Below are 20378 nucleotides of genomic sequence, written 5' to 3'. Positions count from 1 at the left end.
GTTCCACACCGCTTATCCCGCCGCTACCTCCAGTCTTTTCGAGGCTTCGGCGACCCGCATCCGACCGTCCAGAAGTCCGTTGGCCAAAAGATACCGGATGTGGCCGATACGCTGGAAGCGCGGCCCCTCGAATTCGTCGAGAGTGACATTCGACTTTCGGTAGGCATGATAGAGCTGCTCGGCCCCTTTGCGCGCATCCCATTGCGGCTTGAAGGCAGGAAGGGCAAGCGCGATCTTGTCGAAGTTAACGCGATAGGAGCGCTTGTCGGGTCCGGCATCGGACGCGAACTCAAGCCGGCAGCCCGGCACGACCTCGGCGACAATCTCGGCGATGTCGCGGATCCTGTAGTTGTGGCCCGTCTGCCCCACATTGAAGGCCTCGTTGTGAATGGTCTCGCGGGGCGCTTCCAGCCCGGCAATGAACGCCCTGGAAATGTCCTCGATATGGACGATCGGCCGCCACGGCGTTCCATCGGATTTCAGCAGGATGACGCCCTTGGTGACCGCCCAGGCCACGAGATTGTTCAGCACGATGTCGAAGCGGAGCCGGGGAGAGAGGCCATAGGCCGTGGCGGGACGGAAATAGGTGGGAGAGAAGCTGCTGTCGGCCAGTTCAGAAATGTCCCGTTCGGAAAGCACCTTGGACCAGCCGTAGGGCGTGACCGGCTTCAGTTCGCCCGTTTCGTCCACCATCCCGTCGCCGGCCTGTCCGTAATTGCTGCATGATGAGGCGAACAGGAAGCGCGACACGCCGGCGTCCTTGGCCGCCTTCGCGAAGCGGACGCTGCCCTTGTGGTTGATTTCGTAAGTGATGTCCGGATCAAGGTCGGACAGCGGATCATTGGAAAGAGCCGCCAGGTGGATGACGGCATCGACCCCTTCGAGGTCGCGCGCATCTACGTCCCTGACGTCTTTTTGGATTGAAGCAATTGAAGCCCGCTGGCCCCCTGCTGTAAAGGTGCAGCGCCGGTAGAGATCGCTGTCATAGCCCGTCACTGAGTGCCCTGCACGCAACAGCATCGGCACCATCACCGAGCCGATATAGCCTTGATGGCCGGTTACCATGACTTTCATCGCGCACCTCTCAAGCCGATAGTGATCGCCAGAAGGCTACTTGGGCTGAAAACAGTGAGGGAGAACGCCAATAGGCGATCAGGATGCCCTGTTGGACGAAGCCTTTGCCGCCAGTGCACCTTTCGGGTGGTCCGAGCCTAATCCTTTCGGAGGATTTTCTTCTGATCACCGTCGCTGATGCTTCCATCGGCCTCGTCATCAGCATTCCCGATCCGAGACTCAATTAGCGCTTGTTGGTTCGATTTCACCCAGGCCCCGCGACCGCGGATGTTTCGCGCATCGCGGCGTGTCCGGTGTTGAACTCCGCCGACGTGGCGATTCCGAAGGCCACGGCCTCACGCGTCATTGAGCCTTGACGCAGTTGATAGGTATAGGTTTCAAGCCCGTTGCCGTCCGCGGACCGGTTCAGAAGCAACAGATATAGAAACCCGACATAGGCGCGGTCTGTCAGGCCGATCGTGGCATATCTGGTTTCGAATTCGTGCGAGCGCATCATTTCCATGATCATGTCGGGGAGTTTGGTCGCTCCGTCTTCAAGTGCCGCCGACCACTGATTGACGCTGGCCGTGTCGCCCTTGCGGCCAAGAATGAGGCAGTAGACGAAACTTGCCTGCCGCGCCGGTAGGGACTGGTCCGCAGCCGCGGCCTCGGGGTCGCAGTCCCGATGGGGCTTGGGTATCGGCAGGGGGCCGCGGGTGAAGTCCCGTACCGTTTTGTAGGCAGGCTTAGGCTCGCCGGTCCGCCATTTGCCATCTGAGAGAGCCACGAGCCTCACCAATCCCATATTGGCTTCGAAGCCGGGGGCCCAGTAGGCCTCATCGAGCAGTTCGTAGATGTGCGCGGCCTCCACCTTATATTTGTCCTTGAGTTCGCTAAGCCGCGTCATCGTCTGCTTGATGCCGTCAGCCTGCTGGCGTTCGCTGCGCTGACTTCCATAAGGATTGTTGAATTCGGTGACCCAGATCGGCTTGCCGTATCTCGAGATTTCACGGAACGCCCATTCCGGGTCATCGCCGTACATGTGCCACACAGAAATATCCCAGGCGATCCCGTCCTGCTTCATCCGCACGAACGCTCCGGTGTGGCCCCAACCGGCGGTGCCCATCGCCTTCCTTATGCTCGGATCGACCTCTGTCATGCCGTCGGACAGGCCCTTCAAGACAGCGCTCACCTTTACCCATCGCGGGCCGTAGTAATCGAGCGGTCCTGTTCCGCCCGCAGGTCCCCATGCACATGGATATTGCGAACCATCGTCGCGTTTCTCACAGGGCTTGATGATGGCATAGTTTTCCATCTCGTTGCCGAGTTCCCAAACACGGATGTCGTTCTTGAACCTGGTAGCAAGGGTGACCGCCAGTTTCCGGGTGCTCGCGTAGAGCTCTTCCGGACTATCCTTGTCCAGATCGGCGACCGCAGGCGTGATGACGGGCAGGATCTCGATCCCTCTCGCCTTCCCGGCGTCGACGAGGTTGGAGAGCATATCCGCGTTGTCCACGCCTGAAACGTTGACGCGGTACGATTTCAGGCCGAGATCCTTGATGAAGTCGAGTTGCCTTTCCACCGGAATGCCCGGATAGGAGACTATTGGATGGCCATTGATGCCCCAGAGGAAATCGGCTGATGCAGGCGCGGCTGTTGCCAGCAGGCAGGCTGCAACGATTGCGAGACGAAACGACACGGCAACAAGCCTCCCTGCCCGATTTCGAGATCCGGGATAGTGGGGACTGCACACATTTCGCGCAATTTGCCCATACGGTTGAGCGCGGGCTCTCGTTACCCCTTTAGACGGTGGTCATGGCACAGCCTATTTGGACTGGCCTCCACCCGACCGCACCTAACCCTTACCAGCCCGCCCAAATGCCTCGGAGACCGTTCGGGTCCGAGAGAAGGATCGTAGTGATGTGACAGCCATGGCTCCACTCCGTCAAAAGTGGAAGGTAGCTACCGCTAATTCGGGGACGGCTGTCGGATTCCAGGGATGCTATGGTACGGCACTAGGCAAATGACATTGGTTGCGGAGCGCGCTGTGGACGGGAGTGCTGCATGTCACTGAGGGTCGGCGACTGGGTAGAGATTCGGTCCAAGGAAGAAATCCTTCTTACGCTCGACAGAAATGGTCGACTTGAGGAGCTTCCTTTCATGCCACAGATGTTTCAATATTGTGGTCACCGCTTTCGTGTTTACAAGCGCGCGCACAAGACATGTGACACGATCAATTTTGCTGGCGGACGCAAGTTATCCGGAGGCATCCATCTTGAAAATCTGAGGTGCGACGGCAACGCGTTTGGAGGTTGTCAGGCAGCGTGCCTGGTCTTCTGGAAAGAGGCATGGCTCAGGCCTGTGGCGTCCTCGGACGAGGCAATCGCGCCGCGAACCAACGCGGCGAATGGAAAAGGTTGCACGGAAAGCGACGTGCTGGCTGGTACGCGCGCCAAGAGCCAGCCACTTTCAGGTGGTCCGAGATACTCATGCCAAGCCACAGAACTTCTGGATGCGACCACCCCACTTTCTTGGTGGGATGCCCGGCAGTATGTGGAAGACTATGCATCGGGAAATGCCAGCAAAAAGCGTCTCCTGGTCGGATTCATCTATGCAGCAGTATTCAGTATCTATCACTACATGGGCCGTCTGCATCTCGGGAGGCTCTCCGTGATTGTCAGCTGGCTGTATGACAAGGTGCAGCACATTTACGGTGGCGTTTCATTCCCACGATATCGGGGATCGATACCTGCCGGCCAGCCGGTTCCAACCATCAAGCTTGATCTCCAACCGGGGGAGCTGATCAGGGTTAAGTCCTATGAAGAAATCCTCAAGACCCTAGACACGGATAATAAGAACCGTGGCCTGTATTTCGACGCCGAGATGGTCCCCTATTGCGACCATACTTTCAGGGTCCGGTCGCGAGTAACAGCGTTTGTCAATGAAAAGACCGGACTTCTCAACCGGCTCAGGGGACCGGCGGTCATCCTGGAAAAAGTCTGGTGCAATTCGAGATATAGCGATTGCCGGATGCAGTGCCCAAGAGCCGTCTATCCCTGGTGGCGAGAAATTTGGCTGGAACGGGTGCCTGGCGAGGCAATCGCTCACATGGGGCATGCTACGGCAGCTCAAACGGAAACAAGCGCGTATGCAGCCAGTGATACATGACCCACAAGGCCCTCAGTGCCAAAGGCGAACCCCGCAACCTTAAAAGGGAAGCCATTCAAAGTGGCGTCGCCAGGATGGTGAGCCAGGGGGTGAACCTGATTCTCAGGGTGGGCTATATTGCCATCCTGGCACGCCTGCTCAGCCCTGACGATTTCGGCCTGGTCGCGATGGTGGTGGCACTCACAGGCATTTTCGACGTCTTCACCACCGCCGGGCTTTCCTCCGCTACCATCCAAAAGCATGAGATTTCGTTTGACCAGGTTTCGGCACTGTTCTGGATCAACATACTGGTAGGGGTCTTTCTCGCGCTGCTCTGCGCCGCGAGTGCCTACACGATATCAGCCTTCTACCATGAGCCGCGTCTACTCAGGATCGCCATCGCGGTCGCTCCAGCTTTCCTGCTTAACGCGGCCGGCGTGCAACATGCCGCTCTGATCGAGCGCGACTTGCGTTATGTCACACTCAGCGCGATCGAAACGGGTGCCCTGTGCGTGGGCATCCTGTCCGGTGTGCTGCTCGCGTTGCGTGGCTACGGCTACTGGGCACTGATCGCCCCGACACTTATCTCGCCGGCAATCAACAGCCTGGGCTGCTGGATCGCCACCGGGTGGATTCCTGGATGGCCTCGACGCGGCGCCAATATTCGCTCGCTCTTGCATTTCGGTGGAATCGTCACGCTGAACAACCTCGTTGTCTATATTGGCTACAATGTGGAGAAAGTCCTTCTCGGGCGGCTCTGGGGCGCTGCGTCGCTCGGATTGTATACCCGGGCCTTCCAGCTGATTGGCATCCCTACGGCGACCATCAACAGCGCCGTCGGTGCGGTACTGTTCTCGGCGTTGTCACGAATGCAGCATGATCCCGCGCGGTTGCGGAACTTCTACCTCAAGGGATATTCGATCGTCATCGCGGTGACGGTTCCCATCACAATGTTCTCGTTCCTGTTCGCACATGAGATCATCACCGTGGTGCTGGGCTCGCAATGGACGGGGGCGGCGACCATCTTCCGGCTGCTCACGCCTACCATCTTGGTGTTCGGGATCATCAACCCTACATATTGGCTGCTCATCTCGACCGGCAAGCAGAAGCGCAGCCTGTATCTGGCTTTCGCCATCGCCCCTCTCGTCATCACTTCCTACTGCGCAGGAATCTCCTTCGGCCCCGAGGGCGTTGCACTGAGCTACTCGACGGCGCTGGTGCTCTGGCTCTATCCACACCTGGTGTGGAGCCTGCACGGAACGCCGGTTTCAGTCGGGGATCTGTTGCGGACGATCATGAGGCCATGGATGGCCGGCATCGTGGCCTCGGTGGGTGCGCTGGCAGTGCAGCGCTATCTCGGCCCGGAGGTTCCTTCGCTTCTGCGGCTCGCGGCTGGCGGGCTGGTTCTGATCAGTATCTATGCATTCGTCTTGCTGTTCGTCTTGGGGCAGCTCAAGCTGTTTCAGGATGTGCTGCTGGGCTTTCGAGGCGAGGCGCGGGCCGGCGCTTGACGCAGCCCGCGACTTCGACCGGCGAAGGCCCGAGAGAGAAGCTATTTGGAGGGCAAATGGCCAGTATAGCAATCGTCCATAGCTATCCGTACGACGCGTTCTTCGGCGGAGACGGCGCCTATATCCAGGCGTTCGGGCGATATCTCCTGAAGTCCGGCCACGAGGTACACGGGTATGTATCCAACATAGCGCGCGGCCGAAGGAGTCCAGTCTGTAGGAGCGTATATGAAATAGAGCAGTTTTCTTCGTGGCAGGTTCGTCGAAGTATCAGATTGGGCCAGAGAACATTTCTATCCACGGAGTTGCTTCGGTCCGGGCATCTGGCCGGATCGTTCCTTGGACGGAAGACCGCACCTGTTTCCCCAACGACGGACCAGAACTTTTCCGAGGGAGAGACTCAGTGGGTGCTTGACCGTATCGAAGCTGGACGGCCGGACGCCGTCATACTGTTCCACGATGCCGTGCATTTCGCCCCTGGCCTCTCCCGCAACGGTAACAGGGTTTTCTCACTTGTTGGCCATCTTCAGCACCGCAACGGGGCAGCGCGCTGGGAGGCCGGCGCAACCCCCGGCCCGGACAAGAATTGGACCGAGGAAAAGAGATTGTCAAACTCGCTGAAGGCGGCAGAGTGTGTCGGTTTCAACAGCAAGGATGACGCCTCCTACGCCCGCAACCATCTCGGGGTGACACGCGTGATCTCTCTTGGCATGGGCTTCGACAATCACGAAAAGCAACCCGACAGCAATGAGCCCATCGTTCTCTTCGTCGGGAATGCCACAGAGCCAAATCGTGCCGCACTGTCGTGGTTCCTGAAGGAGGTCTGGCCAACTGTTCGAACCTCATGCCCCACGGCAAGGGTTCGCATCGTCGGAACCGCCGCCTTCACATGTGAGGTTACGCCGGCGGCCGGCCTGGAGTGTGTGGGAGCGCTCCCGGACCTCGCTCCCGAATATAGGCGCGCCCAGCTTGTCGTGGCCCCGCTCGTTTCCGGCAGCGCCGGCGTCAAGATAAAGGTGGCCGAGGCCATGTCTTACGGCCGCCCCCTCGTGACGACCTCGATAGGTGTGGACGCAGGTGACCCCCACCAACTTGATGAGGGAGCGATCGTGGCCAATGGTGGTGCAGACTTTGCACAGGCGGTCATCGCGCTGTTGAGCAATGCGGAACTTCGGCGTCAGAAATCCGAGGGTACCGCGCATGTATTCGCCAGCCTCTTTTCCTGCGATGTGTGCTATGGCCCGTTCCTGTCTTGGCTCCGCAAGGCAGGCCAGGTGGCTGATAGCAGCTTGTCATCACAAATGGTGTAGGGAGGCGGGCGCCTCTCTAAAGTGGCACTCGACAGGATTTGATCAGCACTATGCTGTATCCGCATGCTCCACTTGGCGGGTGGACGAGCCCGACCGACCGGAAACCACTGCCAAGGCCCGTCTGACGGCGCCCTTCGTTCGATAAAGATGGCCCAGCGGCGGAAACAGCCTCAATATCGGAGACAGCGAAAAGCTATATCTAAGCAATTCGACGCCACAAGCGGTCCTTCCTCGGACAATATGAGAGACTGCCGACCAATAAGCGGCATCGGCAACCCGGCGCATTGCCATGCGACGAAGCCCCGATGCCGCCGGCATGGCAGCGCCTTCGCACGAGAAGAAGCTGGCGAATACCGCCTCTCGTTCTTTCAATTGCGTTAATTTGTCCGAAAAGTGGACCACCGTTATTTGTGCTGCATGCACGCGTCGGATACCGAGCGCGCCCTCGAATTCCACGATTGAACCCAACCGCGCGAGGCGAAGCACCATCTCCAAATCGGGCGCGTGCGCGAGTGACGCACGGTAGTGACCCACCGCCTTTTGCGCAGTCATCCTGACCAGCACCGCTCCCAAGGCCAGGGACACTCCCAGATGGCCCAGATGACGACAACAGTCTTCAATGAACCGGGCACCCGCCGTTACGCGCCATCCATCTGGTTGACTTGGTTCGGCAAAATCCTTCCCCTCGATCATGCTGAGATCAGACCCTATGGCGAAAGCAGCCCCAGGATTGCTTTCGAGGACATCAACGGCGCGTTGGAGCGAGCCGTCTGTCAGGAGATCGTCGGCGCACAAAAGGATGAAGTAGTCTCCTCGCGCAAGCTCGACGCCTTCGTTGAAGGACGCAATTGGCCCTACATTCCTGGCGTGGCACACGACTTCAACCCGGCTGTCTTGGGCGGCAAGTCGGCGTGCCACTTCCACGCTGTCGTCTGTTGACGCGTTATCGATAACAACAATCCGGAGATCGTCGATGCCTTGCGAAAGCACACTGCGTATACATTGCGCGAGGAACCGATCAGCGTTGTAGCAGGGTATGACTACATTGATGCTGGGCATCAGCACAGGCTCCCCTTACCTGATTGGTCGCCTCGGTTATCGGAGCGACCTGATGTGGGCCAGCACAGGCACCACGCCACGATCGAGGACAAAGACTTGGTTTCCGGGCCCATCCTCCAACAAATCGGCTGGAAGGTCATGCCGTCTAAAAGGCTAGGGGATGACAATCGACCAAAGGCGTAGGGGGAGGTGCAACCTCATCGCCAGCCTCTCCGTCTCATTCAGCTGCCTGTGAAGCGGCCGGAGAGATATCGGGTCAGCGGCACTTCAGCAAAAAGATAAACCAGCACCGAAACGCAGGTGACGGCCATGGGCGTCACGAACAACAGCACCGAGGCGAGCCGCGCCGAATCTCCGCTTTCGGCAACGAGCTTCTCGGATACGATAGCCACGAACCAGTGGGTCAAGTAGATCGCATAAGTGCATTTGGCGAGAAAGTTCAAGAGCTTGGAGTCGCTGAAGACACCGAGCTGCTCCAGAGCGACAACCCCCAGCAACAGGACCGACATCGGCATGCCGAGCGCGAGGAGACGGGGCAGCGCCGGCCAACAGAAAGGACGCAAGACTGCTGCTAAGGCTCCGAAGGCGACTGCCGCCGCCGCGAGGGTAACGGCCCCGCTCCACGGCAGTTTGAAAGGGAACAGCCCGGAGTTGGAAAGCTTGAAGATGACGATGCCGAAAGCGAAATCGATCAGGATCGGATTGGTGTAAAATACGAAAATGGGGTTCTCAATGCTTGATGTCTCGCCCGCGACCGCAAGAAGAACCGCGAAGGCGGCGGAATAGAGGATCCCATATTTCACGTTGACGAGTTGGAAAGCTGCGATGATCAGGCTGAATTCGACGATTACCAGCAAGGTCCACGTCGGATACAAGATGGGGTAGGGTCCGAAGGGGACGAAGGCGAGCGACATGAAAAGCTCGGACAAGGTCCTCTGATGGCTTTTCATCGCGTAGTTCTCGACAAGAAATGCGAGAATCGTGACGCCCCAATACAAGGGCACGATTCGAATGAGCCTCGTTCGCAAATAGGCGCCGGCCGACCTGCCATTGTTCCCAAGCACATGCGCGGTAAGAAAACCGGCCAGAACCATGAACAGATCCGTCCCGAAACGGAAAATGTCCAAGACACCCGGCTCAATATGGGCGGCGCTCACCACTCCGGACATGTGGATGTAGCCGATGGCGTAGGCGGATATGAGCCTCAAAAGCTGAGGATTGTGCCAGAACCTCCTTGCCCCAGCAGTCCGGGCGGCCGGATGGTATTCCGCGTTCACCCGGGTTATCAGTCCGAAGCTGACCGTGCCTATTGTTGAGAAGATCGCCCCACCCCAGGGACCCCAGCATCCCCTTGAGTCATATGGTCCAATGCATCGGCGATCAGCCCTCAACCGTTCTGTTACGAGGTCGGCCTCGCGGTGGCCTGTCCGTTCTTCTGCACGATCTTCATCCTTTGCGCCCATTGACGCGATCCTCAATCTGGTAGCACCCCCCGCTGCCGCTATCTATCAGTTGGACATTTCACGCGCTCGGAACGCGCCCGAGTTGGGCGACAGCCGCTTGTATGCGGACCGTGCGTTCCGCAGGATCCATTGCGGCGCAAGGAGCGTCGGCACTGCGCGGGTCCAATAGTGCGGCATTCCATGGTAACGGCCGTACAGGTACCTGATCGCTGCGCTCACCGCGATGGTCCGTCCCCCCGCAGTTTTAGCGTTGTTCAACCGCGCCATCACGTGCGTATCAAATATCCGGCGGCGAAACGCTTCGCACACAGCGGGTGTGTCCGCGAACAACGCGAAAGCAATCTGATCATAGGCGGCAACGTCGATCTTCAGGCGATCCAGCCACCCGAACTTGATATTGAACTGGTCGTTGCCCGACCGATAGCCGACACAAGGTTCTTGGACCACGCCCCATTTTCCAAACCGTTCGACAACACGGCCGATGATATAAACTTGGACGTAGTAATTCTTGAATTCCGAGACATTAGGCTCGGATGCGATCTCATTCCATTTGGCACGGTCTATCACCAGGGCGGACATGAAGCCCAGCAGATCACCCATCGTCGCGAACAGCGTACCGGCATCGGCGATCAGTTGTGTAGGCGGGATCCGACGGATGCCGGTCCGGCGCGTCATCGTCACGTCATAGTCGATCACGCCTAGCGTTAGACCGGTTACGCCGGGCCAACGCCGGATCGCTTCCAGCACCCGTGCTAGCCCGCCCGGTTCCAGATGGTCGTCGTCGCCCATCAGCCAGATGTAATCGCCCTTCGCCGCCTCCACGACCGCCAGGAAATTGCCGTCCACTCCCAAGTTCTTCGGCTGGGAAAGCAAGGTGTAGTGCTTGATGCGACCCTTATAGCCTTCGGCCACGGCGACCGTATTGTCCGGTGAAGCATCATCGCTGACCACGACCTCGATCTCGTCCTCCAAAGCTTGGGCGATGATGCTGTCTAACAATTCCGCCAGCATGGACGAGCGGTTGTAAGTCGGGATGCAGATCGAAATGGTCGGCATGGGTTTCGGTCTGCGGCCAGGATCGGTGGTTACACGGCGAGGCCGGCGCGCGCGATGAGCGGCTGCCACCAATGCTCGCAAGTCGTTCTCGTCCATCGTGCTCTCCTGGAGGTCAATCCGAAGACTGGCCGCCGGTCAATCGCCGAACTCCCCGAAATCGGCGTCGACCTGAATCATGAGTTCGAGGTATTTCCACGCTATCCACCGCCAGGAATAACTGCTCGCCCTGGCGTTCCCCTTGGTAACCAAACGCTGCCGCAAGTCTGGGGCTAGCATCAACAGGCGGATGGCTTCGGCCCATGACTGGACGTCGTCGGGATCGGCATAAAGGGCCGAATCCCCGCAGATTTCGGGAAGACATGGCGAGGTCGAGGCCACGACCGGGCAGCCCGAAGCCATCGCCTCGACCGCCGGCAGCCCGAAGCCCTCGATCCGTGACGGGAACAGGAAGCACAGGGCGCCTTCGAGCGCCTTCTTGAAGTCGTCGTCCCCTATGCGGCCAGGAAGGACGATGTTTCCGGGCATTTGCGGGATGTACCTCAGGAGCGTGGCCTCGTCGACATCGCCTGGCATCCACAGGTCAAGACCCATCGCGTCGAGGTGTGGGGCCAGCCTGGCGAGAAGCCCCATGTTCTTATATTCCTGGTCCCGCCTCCCCAAGCAGAGGACATACGGCCTGCTCCGGTCGACGGCCAGAGTTGATCTCGCCGCATCCCACCGGTTCGCATGGTCGCTGCCGTTGTAGGTGACGACGATGTTTTCTTCTGGCGCGATTCCGAACTTGATCAGATGGCTGCGTGAGAGTTGCGAGACGGTCGTGATGCGGGCGGCCTGCCTGCCAAGTGCCGGCAGGATCAAGCGGTGCGCCCAGCGGAATCCTCGCGCGTAGCTCGACGGCATGAGCCTTGTGTGCATGTCATGGATACACGCGATCTGGCGCCTCAGCGCGACGGGAGCGAGATTGCAGAAGCTCAGCAATCCTCCAGGCACATGCCAGGGCAACTGCGCCTGCACCCAAAATTGCGGCAGTCGCGGCCTGCTGAATTCAGGAACGACCCGGACGGGGATGGCATCGAGGCGCAAAGGTTCCGAAAGCGGACGCGGCACCACGAGATCAATCTCCAGGTCGCGACCGAGCGGATGCCCTTCTGAAATGAGGGCGTCGAGAGCCAAGGTGACCTCGCGGGCGTAACGGGCCACACCGGTTGGCCGAAGCGTCGTGAAGTCTCCATTTATCGTCCAGCGCCGTCTCGGCGCTTCCCGGTCCGCGCACACCGCAGCGGGATGGCCGATCAGGAAGTCGGCGCCGGCGACAGCGGATCTGGCCAAGGGCGTGTCGGCACGGTGTCTGTTCGCCGGCCAGGCCGATCTTGGTTGCGGCGACTCCCTCGTATCGAACCCGAGCTTGGCCATGTCCAGCTTCCCCGACCTTCCGGCACCCTAGGCAGACTAGCATTCCCAGGAACACCAAGGCCCTTAAACGTTCGAGGTAGGTACGCTGTCCGACGTCGCCAATCCGGATGATTGCCACTTAGCCGAATGACCCGATGGCCATGGTGACCTGGCGTCTTGACGGTTCCACACTGAAAGTTCCAAGGGGTGGACGACATGGCGCGACGTTGGACGATCAATGGGCGGTTTCTTTCGCAGCCGACAACAGGCGTTCAGCGTTACGCGCGCGAGGTCGTGCGCGCTCTCGACACCTTGTTGGCCGAGCAGAACCCGCTGACCCGCGGCCTCGAGCTTGCACTGCTCCACCCTCCAGGGTCCGGAGACTTCCCCCTGGCTTGCATCGAGCGTCGAGAGATCGGCGGCATGAACGGGCATGCCTGGGAACAGGTGCAGCTCCCCGCATCCCTGGATGGCAGCGGACTGCTCAGCCTCTGCAACACAGGGCCGCTGCTTTCCCGCAAGCATATCGTCTGCGTCCATGATGCAAACGTCTGGAATGCCCCGCAGAGCTATTCATTTGCCTTTAGACTTCTTTACAGGAATCTGTTGCCCGCCCTCGGCAAGACGGCGTGCGGTATTTCGACCGTTTCCAACTACTCCTTGGATGAACTGGTTCGCCGCGACGTCATCCCGGCAGAGCGGGCTTTCGTGGCGCCGAACGGCCATGAGCATGCCTTGCGGTGGGAGCCTGAACACTCAGCACAGACGCGGCTGGCGGCCTCGCGGGAAACCGTTGTCCTGATCGGCAGTGCCGCACCCCACAAGAATCTGGATCTCCTCCTGAACATGGCTGATCGTCTTGGCGAAGCCGGACTCAGAATCGCGATTGTCGGCATGTCGGATTCGCGCGTCTTTAGGTCAGGATCCGCCAGGACCGAAGCGCGAAACATCCACTGGCTCGGCCGCATTTCGGATGGCGAGTTGGCGGCCCTCCTCGGGGACTCGCTATGCCTGGCTTTCCCCTCGCTCACGGAGGGCTTCGGTCTCCCAGCCCTCGAGGCGATGGCCGTCGGCTGTCCTGTCGTGGTTTCAGACCGCGCCAGCCTGCCTGAAGTCTGCGGCAATGCAGCGCTGTTTGCATCCCCAGACGACCAGGACGCATGGTTCGACAGTTTCGTGCAGCTTCGCACTTCTCAGGCCCTGCGCGCTCAGATGATGGGCAAGGGAAAGGCGAGAGCCGCGGAATACAGCTGGAGGGCGACGGGCCTGCGTTATCTCCAGGCGATGGCGGCCGCAGACGGCGTCGATACGGAAACGAAGATCGTCAGGGCTCCCGAATTCACATGATCTCGTGAAGTGCCTGGACGGCGTCTAGCGATTCCAGGATCGCGCGGTCGAAGTTCTCTTCTGAAAAACGTCCTGCATTTCTGGCGCAAGCGCGCGGCGCAATGGCACGGCTATTCTCTTCGAACCGTTCCACTGCCTGCTTGAGGTGATCGACCGTTTGAGCCTTGAACAGCACTCCTGTCGGCTCGGAGGATGATCCTAGCCGCTGTACGATGTCGACGGCGCCGCCGCGACCGAAGGCGACCAGCGGCGTCCCGCAGGCCTGTGCCTCGGCCAGCGCTATGCCGAAATCCTCGCAGCCCGCAAACACCATCGCCTTCGCCCGCGCCAGGGTGTCCACATAGTCTTTCCGGGGCAGGTAGCCCGAGAAGGTGACGTTGGGACCGGCAAGCGCCCGCAAGCAGGCTGATTGCTGCCCTTCGCCAACGATGACCAGTCGCCGCGACGGCATTTCGTTGAAGGCCCGGATGACAAGGTCGGTGCGCTTGTAGGGGGCGAGGAAGGACGCTGAAACGTAGTAATCGTCCTTATCCTCCACACAAGGCAATTCGCCCAGTGTGACCGGGGGGAAAACGACGCGCGCCTGGCGCCCGTAAATGTGCTGGATACGGGAGCGGACATAATTCGAGTTCGCCAGCATCAGGTCCGGACCGTGCGCGGTTCTCGTATCCCATGTCCTCAGGCGATGGAGCATGTAGCGATAGAGCATTCCCTTGGGGCCGAAACCAAGCCGTCCCTGCTGAAGATAGGAAAATTGTTCATCCCAGGCGTAGCGGACGGGACTGTGCACATAACACAGATGCGGCTGGTCCGGCCTGGTGATGACGCCGCGCGAGAAGGCGGCCGACGACGAGATCACCGCGTCGTAGCCCGTCACGTCGAATTGCTCGATCAGAAAGGGACAGAAAAAGAAGAGGGATCGATAGAATTTATGGACCATCGGTATCCGGTTGGCCGCAGACGTATGGAATTCCACGTCGTGGAAATATTGCTCCTTCACCTCTTGTGGCAGGAAATCGAAAAGCGTGAAGACCTCGGCGTTGGGGAACTGCTTGCAGATTTGCGCAAGAACCCTTTCCCCTCCCCGGAAATTCGGGCACCAGTCATGAACGATCGCTATCCTGGCATTGCTGTCGAAGCCGGGCCCCGGCGCGGCCGGCAATTCTTCGATGGATACATCGATCTTGGCAGCGACGGCCAAATCGGAAGAGCGTTCGTGGAGCATGGTTCCCCCTAGCCTCATAAGGCTGGCAGTCTCCATTCCATGTCGTTGCTCCGGCAAGCTGTCCGATCGGCTACACACCGCTACGGGCGCATGGCCATCTAATACTTGCGGATGTGGTCCGTCACCGGGATACTCCGAAAGCCTGTGTCCGGCGGTAGGCCAGGCTCCTCCCGTCTCCTTTTATGCAGGCTGTGTCGGTCCACTCGTCGGTCTAGGTTTCGGCGGAACCGAAGCTGGATCGAGCATGAGACTCATAGTGATCATCCCGACGCTTGGCCGCAGCGGACAGGTCGGGCGTTTGCTTGGATATTTGGGCGGCCAGACGAGGCTTCCTGATGAGGTCATAGTGTCGGCGCCCGACGCCTCGCATGTCGACCTGCCGGAAAGCTGTCCTTTCCAGGTGTCACTCGTTTTCGGACCGAAAGGACTGGCTGCCCAGCGGAACAGGGCTCTCGTACCTTCCCTGGGGCGCTTCGACATCATCACATTCTTCGACGATGATTTCGTTCCGTCCGCCGAATATCTGCAGCAGGTCGAGAAAGCTTTCGTGGAAAATGATGGATGGGCGGTGGTGATGGGCACGGTCGTCAGGGACGGTGCCACGAATGCTGGCCTCACCTGGGAAAATGCCGAAGCCGCCTTGCGGGAAAACGAGGGCAAAAAACATGATGGACCGCCGGTGGTCGACCATGTCGGAGCATACGGATGCAACATGTCCTTGCGTTCCTCGCTTGTGGGCGACTTGCGCTTCGACGAGCGCCTCGTCTTGTACGGCTGGCAGGAAGACATCGACTTCACCAGCCAAATGAGATCCAAAGGCCGCGTGGTCTGCGTGACCGCGATCACGGGCGTCCATCTCGGTATCAAGACAGGGCGGGTCAGCGGCGAGCGGTTCGGCTACTCCCAGGTTGCGAATGCGATCTATCTGATCAGGAAGGGCTCCGTTCCGGCCTCTTTCGCTCTTCCGCTGATGTTCAGGAATATCGCCGCGAATCTCGCAAAGAGCCTGCGGCCTGAGCCGTATATCGATCGCAGGGGCAGGCTCAGGGGTAACATGCTGGCGATCCGGCACATCGCCATGGGACGAATCGAACCCGAATACATCCTGAAAATCTGAAGGTGGGAAGACAATGCGGAAATGGCTTGTGACAGTGGCGGCGGCTTCATTGGCGGCGGCTGCCTGCCCCTTGCCGACGGTGGCTGCCGAGTACCTCTTCGGACCTCAGGACAAGGTCAGGCTCAAGGTCTACGAATGGCGCGCATCACGCGACGTGATCTTCGAATGGACGGCTCTCAACGACAGTTTCGTCGTCGGTGCCGACGGCACGCTCTTCCTTCCATTTGTCGGCCAGATACGCGCGCAGGGCACCGCCCCCGGCGACCTCGCCCGCGCGATCGGCGACCGCCTGATGCAGCACATGGGCCTCGGCCGCCAGCCGGATGTCGCTGTCGAGATTGTCCAGTACAGGCCGTTCTACATTGTCGGCTACGTCACGCAGCCAGGCGAGTTCCCCTACAGGCCCGGGCTGACAGTGCTGCAGGCGCTGGGAATCGCCGGCGGCCTGCGAACACGCGAGGAAGACATGTCGAGGCTCGAGCGTGAAGTCATCGTGGGTCAGGGCGATGTGGGTTTGTTGGCGCTGAGCAACGTCAGTCTGCTCGCCCGCAAAGCACGGCTGGAATCAGAACTAGCTGGCAGCAACGACATCGCCTTCCCTGCGCAACTGAAGGACAGAGCTTCGAACGAGACGGTCGCGGTGGCGATGGAGCAGGAGCGCAAGATCTTCGCCGTCCGCAAGGACGCCATGGCGACGCAACTCCGTGCCCTGCGCGAACTCAAGGATTTCCTCGAAAAGGAACTGACCTCGCTCGGCCAGCAGATGGCCTTCCACGACCAACAGATCGAACTTATCCAGAAGGAACTCGCGGGTGTTTCGGCCCTTGTCCAGAAGGGGCTGGCGGTTGCACCGCGGGAACTCTCTCTACAGGGAACGGTCGCACAGATGCAGAGCGACAGGTTGGTTGCCGAGACCTCGCTCTTGCGAGTCAGGCAGGAGATAAGCAAGACCGACATCGAGATCCTCAACCTCGGCAATAGCCAAGCCAGCGAAGTCGCTGCTGCCTTGCGCGAGACGCAACTGCAGCTCAATGAAGTGACCAGCAAGGCCAACACCGCGGTGCAGTTGTTGCACGATACCGAGGTCACGGCCCCTGCTCTGCTCGCCCTTAGAGAGCGCGCCGAAAGGGCCAAGCCGATCTTCAAGATCGTGAGGACGACGGACAGCGGCTCGCAAGAACTCACGGCTGAGGAAACGACGCCGATCGAGCCAGGCGATACCGTGAAGATCGATATCCCCGCCCCGCCGTCCGGCTTGGCTGCTCTACCTGTAGAGGACGACGTCCAGGCAGGGACGGTTTCTGTTCAAGGTACCAATTGACAGGCTTCATGATTGGCGCGGGTGCCGGCTCGCAACGCCTTCGACATGACCTCCGAACCCGAGACCGTTGGTGGCCGCCTGGACGGGTAAAGAACGCGCCGGCGTCATGGCCAGAGCGGTTCAGAGTGGGCGGAGCTGCCAGCTCGCTGCAGGTGCTTGTTTTTCTGCTGTTCCACACGGAAAACCGCCGCGCACCTTTCTTTGAACTGGTTCGCTTCAAGTTCAATGATCTGGCCGACCATGCTAGCAATTTCCGGCGGCACTTGCCTTGCACTTTGAGGCCGCATATCAGTGGGCACGCTGACGATGCCTTCCCTGCCGCAGTGAGGCGATCAGTTCCTGCGGGTATCACTGGAGATGTCGGTGCTCATGAGTGTAATCGCTATATCGGCGGCAGGCGTTCTGATGGGACTGCGCTTCAAGGCTCCTGCGCTGATCGCGGCGACTGCGCTGCTTGTGGTCGGAAGCTTTGCCTGGAATGGGCTCGGGTTGCCGGGCTACGTGACCGTCACTAAGTTCCTGATACTGTCATTCGTCTTGGCTGGCGCCTATATCATCGGTCTGTCCCTGTCCGTCCACCGGAAGCGCAAGGAAAGGTGACACGGCGGGACTTCAGGAAGCCCGGTCGAAACGTATGACTGCGAAAACCGTCCTGAACAGGATCACGATATCGAGCCAAACCGACCAGTTCCGCACATACTGGCAGTCCAGCTTCACGCGGTTGGCGTAGTCCATGCTGCTTCTTCCGTTCACCTGCCACAGACCGGTGAGCCCGGGCTTTGCCCGAAGGTATTCCCCTAAGTGGTCGCCGTAGCATTTTAGTTCGTCCTTGACGATGGGCCTTGGACCCACACAACTCATGTCGCCGCGGATGATGTTGAACAATTGCGGGAGTTCGTCGAGGCTCGACTTACGCAGCATCCACCCAAGCACCGTGACGCGGGGGTCGTTCCTGATCTTGCGGGTCTCCTCCCATTCCAACCTGACTTGAGGGTTGCTGTCGAGAAATGACTTCAGAACTTCGTCCGAATTGGTGACCATCGAGCGGAACTTGTAGCAATCGAATGGCTTTCCGCCAAAGCCGATGCGGCTATGCGAGAACACTGCCGGGCCTCCTGCCGTCATCCTGATCAGCAGAGCAACGACAATCATTACCGGCGCGGCAACCATAAGCGCCGTGAATGCTACTACCAGATCCATGATGCGCTTCAGGAGACCGCCCACAGGAGGGTTCGTCGTTCCCAACCTGAGCGCGGGCGAAAGGTCCGTCAACACTGCCCCGGCACCGTTGTTGTCGGATGCGGGAAGGACGTGCAGGACTGCCGTTCGGCTGTCGGACGGGATAGGCAGAGATGGCTGAACCCAGATCGGGGCTGCCTGATGTGACTCGAAGGCGTTCGTTGTCATGGAACAATCGCTGTTTCGACTTGTTGTTGCACTCTTCCAAGGTCGGAGGTTGTCGACAAGAAGGGCAAAGGAGGTAGCGTGACGCTCAGGGGCTATCCCCCTAATCCCAAGGAATGATCCTCCTAGACTTTTTGCAACTTCCGAAGGAGAATGTCTCGCTACGGTTTCATGCTTTGCGGCGCTTGGGCGCGCGGACCCTGGCCAAGAGTACGCCTAGTATCGGGGTCCTGCAGGCCTGCAACGTCTTGACAAGTTCCTGCAGCGTCTGGACCTGTGTCTTGCCCCACTCGGCAACGATCACCACGCCGTCCAGGACAGATCCGACAATCAGTTCGTCGGCACCCGAGGCAAGCGTCGGCAGGTCGAGTATGACAATGTCGTAGGCAGGAAGTCCGTTGGCGGCAAGGTCACTAGCGGCTAGCTCCGAGAGGAACGCCTCCATCTTGCTAGGCGCCAGGAGGTGTCTGGCGTCCACGGTCGAACTGGAAAGGATGTCGAACGGCCGCCCCGCAGCACGAACGATGTTGAGACGGACAGGGTCCTGGCACGGTAGGTCGAGGGCTCCCGACTGGCTCAGAAGCCGCGAGGGGGTCATGGTCGGGCGCCGGATGTCGGCGTCAATCACCAGCGTCTTCAGGCCCGACATCGAGTAGAGCGTAGCGAGATTGCTGGCCACCGAACTCTTCGAACCGTCGTTGGATACGGCAGTCAACCCAAGAAACCTGATCGGGCGGCTGGTTTCCGCAAGGCTTATCTCGGTTCGCACTTTTCTCAGGCTATGGCTGTATCGGGATTGCGGAGATCTTGCCACTTGGTCGACAAGGCCCGATCTTCTGCCGATCGGCGGCAGTTCTCCGAGGCATTCGACGCCCAGATTGTCGCGGATCTGTCGTGGCGACCTTATGGTCCAGTCAAACGCGTGCCTTACAAACGCAAGTCCAATACCGAAAATGAGACCGGCAACCACCGCGAAGGCCAGCATCAACTTCGGCCTTGGAGCGCTCGGATTGAGCGGCGCCGTCGCAGCTGTGATGACCCTTGCATCGGCAACCGGATACGACTGTTGGCTTACCGAGTTGGTGTAGGCCTGCAAGAAGCTCTCGTACATCTTCTGGTAGGTTTCAGCCGTCACCTCAAGTTCTTCGAGCGTCGGCTCAGCACTCGTCCCGTCTGCTTTGGCTTCAACGCCGACGCTGTAGTCGTGCCGTGACCGGAACTGCTGCGCTTTTGCCATGGCCTCATTCATTTGAGTTCGCAGCTGCTGAAGCCGCATTTCCAGCCACGCGCCTCCTTCCTTGGCTGCGTCAGTCTTGGTTTCGATCTGCTCACGTACGAAGGCATCGGCCGTGGCGTTCGCAATCCTGGCTGCGCCCTCGGGATCAGGAGAGGTGAAGGATATGTCAATCGCGTAGGAAACGCCGACTCGGCGGACGTCGAGGCCGTTGCGGAAAACCAACATGCTCCGACGGAACTTCTGAAAATCGGTCAGCATGGGGGGTGCGGCAGGCTCGCTAAGAGCGAAATGCTGCAGCCAGGCGCTTTTCCGCAGCCCCAAGGCGTCAAGCAGGACAGCTCCGGTCTTCGTCAATCTGTCCCGCAAAGTCGGAGACTGGGAACGATTGAACTGCGCATCGTCGACGAGTTTCAACTGGTCGAGCACCATCGTTGCGATTTTTTCCGACTGCATTACAGCGATCTGGCTTTCCACCTGGGCAGTATCCAGTGACAGATCCACTTCGCCGCCCTCCTGCAGGTGTTGCGGCAATTTCGGCTCGATCAGAATCTGCGCGCTGGCGATGAAAGTTGGGTCGGTGCTCGAATTGTAAAACCCCGCCAACAAGAGAGCCATGGCAAGGCAGGCAATGATAGTTCCAGCGTAGCGGAGCACAAATTCTGTAACGTCGGAGAGCCCAATGAACTCTTGGCCGGCGGAAGCCTGCTGGTCCGTCATCGAGGGCCATTGATTGGTGAAC

17 protein-coding genes are annotated in these 20378 nt (G+C 59.5%); 7 read left to right on the top strand and 10 right to left on the bottom strand.

Annotation, left to right across the window (positions count from 1 at the left end):
* Nucleotides 1-12: 12 nt before the first annotated feature.
* A complete protein-coding gene (locus EN943_RS08945; RefSeq protein ID WP_063170847.1) occupies nucleotides 13-1074 on the bottom strand; it encodes an NAD(P)-dependent oxidoreductase in 1062 nt (353 codons plus the stop codon).
* 244 nt (nucleotides 1075-1318) lie between these two features.
* Nucleotides 1319-2635: a DUF4214 domain-containing protein gene (locus EN943_RS08940; RefSeq protein WP_245460914.1), complete on the bottom strand. Its 1317-nt coding sequence runs from the start codon at nucleotides 2633-2635 to the stop codon at nucleotides 1319-1321.
* 482 nt (nucleotides 2636-3117) lie between these two features.
* On the opposite strand from EN943_RS08940, the gene EN943_RS08935 reads away from it, so the two are divergent.
* The 3 genes from EN943_RS08935 (at nucleotide 3118) to EN943_RS08925 (ending at nucleotide 7018) form a co-directional block, all read left to right on the top strand.
* Nucleotides 3118-4221: a hypothetical protein gene (locus EN943_RS08935; RefSeq protein ID WP_024505408.1), complete on the top strand. Its 1104-nt coding sequence runs from the start codon at nucleotides 3118-3120 to the stop codon at nucleotides 4219-4221.
* Nucleotides 4218-5711 carry a lipopolysaccharide biosynthesis protein gene (locus tag EN943_RS08930; protein WP_024505409.1) on the top strand — a complete coding sequence of 498 codons (1494 nt, stop codon included), beginning with the start codon at nucleotides 4218-4220 and terminating at the stop codon, nucleotides 5709-5711. The genes EN943_RS08935 and EN943_RS08930 overlap by 4 nt, the downstream gene beginning before the upstream one ends.
* A gap of 404 nt (nucleotides 5712-6115) precedes the next feature.
* Entirely contained in the window at nucleotides 6116-7018 is a 903-nt protein-coding gene (locus EN943_RS08925; RefSeq protein WP_164753915.1) for a glycosyltransferase family 4 protein, read from the top strand.
* Nucleotides 7019-7066: 48 nt separating this feature from the next.
* Here the strand turns inward: EN943_RS08925 and EN943_RS08920 are convergent, their stop codons facing one another.
* The 4 genes from EN943_RS08920 to EN943_RS08905 form a co-directional block, all read right to left on the bottom strand.
* Nucleotides 7067-8077, bottom strand: coding sequence for a glycosyltransferase family A protein (locus EN943_RS08920; RefSeq protein WP_024505411.1), 1011 nt, complete (start codon nucleotides 8075-8077; stop codon nucleotides 7067-7069).
* Nucleotides 8078-8298: 221 nt separating this feature from the next.
* The gene (locus tag EN943_RS08915) at nucleotides 8299-9354 is read right to left on the bottom strand and encodes an acyltransferase (RefSeq protein ID WP_157678615.1); all 1056 of its coding nucleotides are present in this window, start codon (nucleotides 9352-9354) and stop codon (nucleotides 8299-8301) included.
* 231 nt (nucleotides 9355-9585) lie between these two features.
* Nucleotides 9586-10692 (bottom strand): glycosyltransferase family 2 protein, encoded by a 1107-nt coding sequence (locus EN943_RS08910; RefSeq protein ID WP_206516563.1) that lies wholly within the window; start codon nucleotides 10690-10692, stop codon nucleotides 9586-9588.
* Nucleotides 10693-10731: 39 nt separating this feature from the next.
* Nucleotides 10732-12009 (bottom strand): glycosyltransferase family 1 protein, encoded by a 1278-nt coding sequence (locus EN943_RS08905; RefSeq protein WP_024505414.1) that lies wholly within the window; start codon nucleotides 12007-12009, stop codon nucleotides 10732-10734.
* Between the two features lie 195 nt (nucleotides 12010-12204).
* Here EN943_RS08905 and EN943_RS08900 point away from each other — a divergent pair, with 195 nt between their 5' ends.
* Nucleotides 12205-13335 (top strand): glycosyltransferase family 1 protein, encoded by a 1131-nt coding sequence (locus EN943_RS08900; protein WP_127412302.1) that lies wholly within the window; start codon nucleotides 12205-12207, stop codon nucleotides 13333-13335.
* Here EN943_RS08900 and EN943_RS08895 read toward each other — a convergent pair.
* Entirely contained in the window at nucleotides 13328-14518 is a 1191-nt protein-coding gene (locus EN943_RS08895; protein ID WP_245475653.1) for a glycosyltransferase, read from the bottom strand. The two genes, EN943_RS08900 and EN943_RS08895, sit on opposite strands and share 8 nt — an antisense overlap.
* Before the next feature lie 286 nt (nucleotides 14519-14804).
* Here EN943_RS08895 and EN943_RS08890 point away from each other — a divergent pair, with 286 nt between their 5' ends.
* The gene (locus tag EN943_RS08890) at nucleotides 14805-15677 is read left to right on the top strand and encodes a glycosyltransferase family A protein (protein WP_063170851.1); all 873 of its coding nucleotides are present in this window, start codon (nucleotides 14805-14807) and stop codon (nucleotides 15675-15677) included.
* 13 nt (nucleotides 15678-15690) lie between these two features.
* Nucleotides 15691-16998: a polysaccharide biosynthesis/export family protein gene (locus EN943_RS08885; RefSeq protein ID WP_127412301.1), complete on the top strand. Its 1308-nt coding sequence runs from the start codon at nucleotides 15691-15693 to the stop codon at nucleotides 16996-16998.
* A gap of 104 nt (nucleotides 16999-17102) precedes the next feature.
* On the opposite strand, the gene EN943_RS37590 is transcribed toward EN943_RS08885, so the two are convergent.
* On the bottom strand, nucleotides 17103-17240 hold the full coding sequence (locus tag EN943_RS37590; protein WP_155924994.1) for a hypothetical protein: 138 nt from the start codon (nucleotides 17238-17240) through the stop codon (nucleotides 17103-17105).
* 127 nt (nucleotides 17241-17367) lie between these two features.
* On the opposite strand from EN943_RS37590, the gene EN943_RS08880 reads away from it, so the two are divergent.
* Complete coding sequence (locus tag EN943_RS08880; protein ID WP_127219079.1) at nucleotides 17368-17598, top strand: hypothetical protein; 231 nt, start codon at nucleotides 17368-17370, stop codon at nucleotides 17596-17598.
* Between the two features lie 12 nt (nucleotides 17599-17610).
* Here the strand turns inward: EN943_RS08880 and EN943_RS08875 are convergent, their stop codons facing one another.
* Complete coding sequence (locus tag EN943_RS08875) at nucleotides 17611-18405, bottom strand: sugar transferase (protein ID WP_024505420.1); 795 nt, start codon at nucleotides 18403-18405, stop codon at nucleotides 17611-17613.
* 166 nt (nucleotides 18406-18571) lie between these two features.
* A partial coding sequence (locus EN943_RS08870; protein WP_206522738.1) for a GNVR domain-containing protein occupies nucleotides 18572-20378 on the bottom strand: 1807 nt, incomplete at its 5' end.

It is taken from the genome of Mesorhizobium sp. M7A.F.Ca.US.006.01.1.1 (assembly GCF_003997935.1).
Taxonomy (GTDB): domain Bacteria; phylum Pseudomonadota; class Alphaproteobacteria; order Rhizobiales; family Rhizobiaceae; genus Mesorhizobium.
The sequence above is the reverse complement of the archived record's forward strand: the minus strand, read 5'-3'. Positions and strand labels throughout refer to the sequence as shown.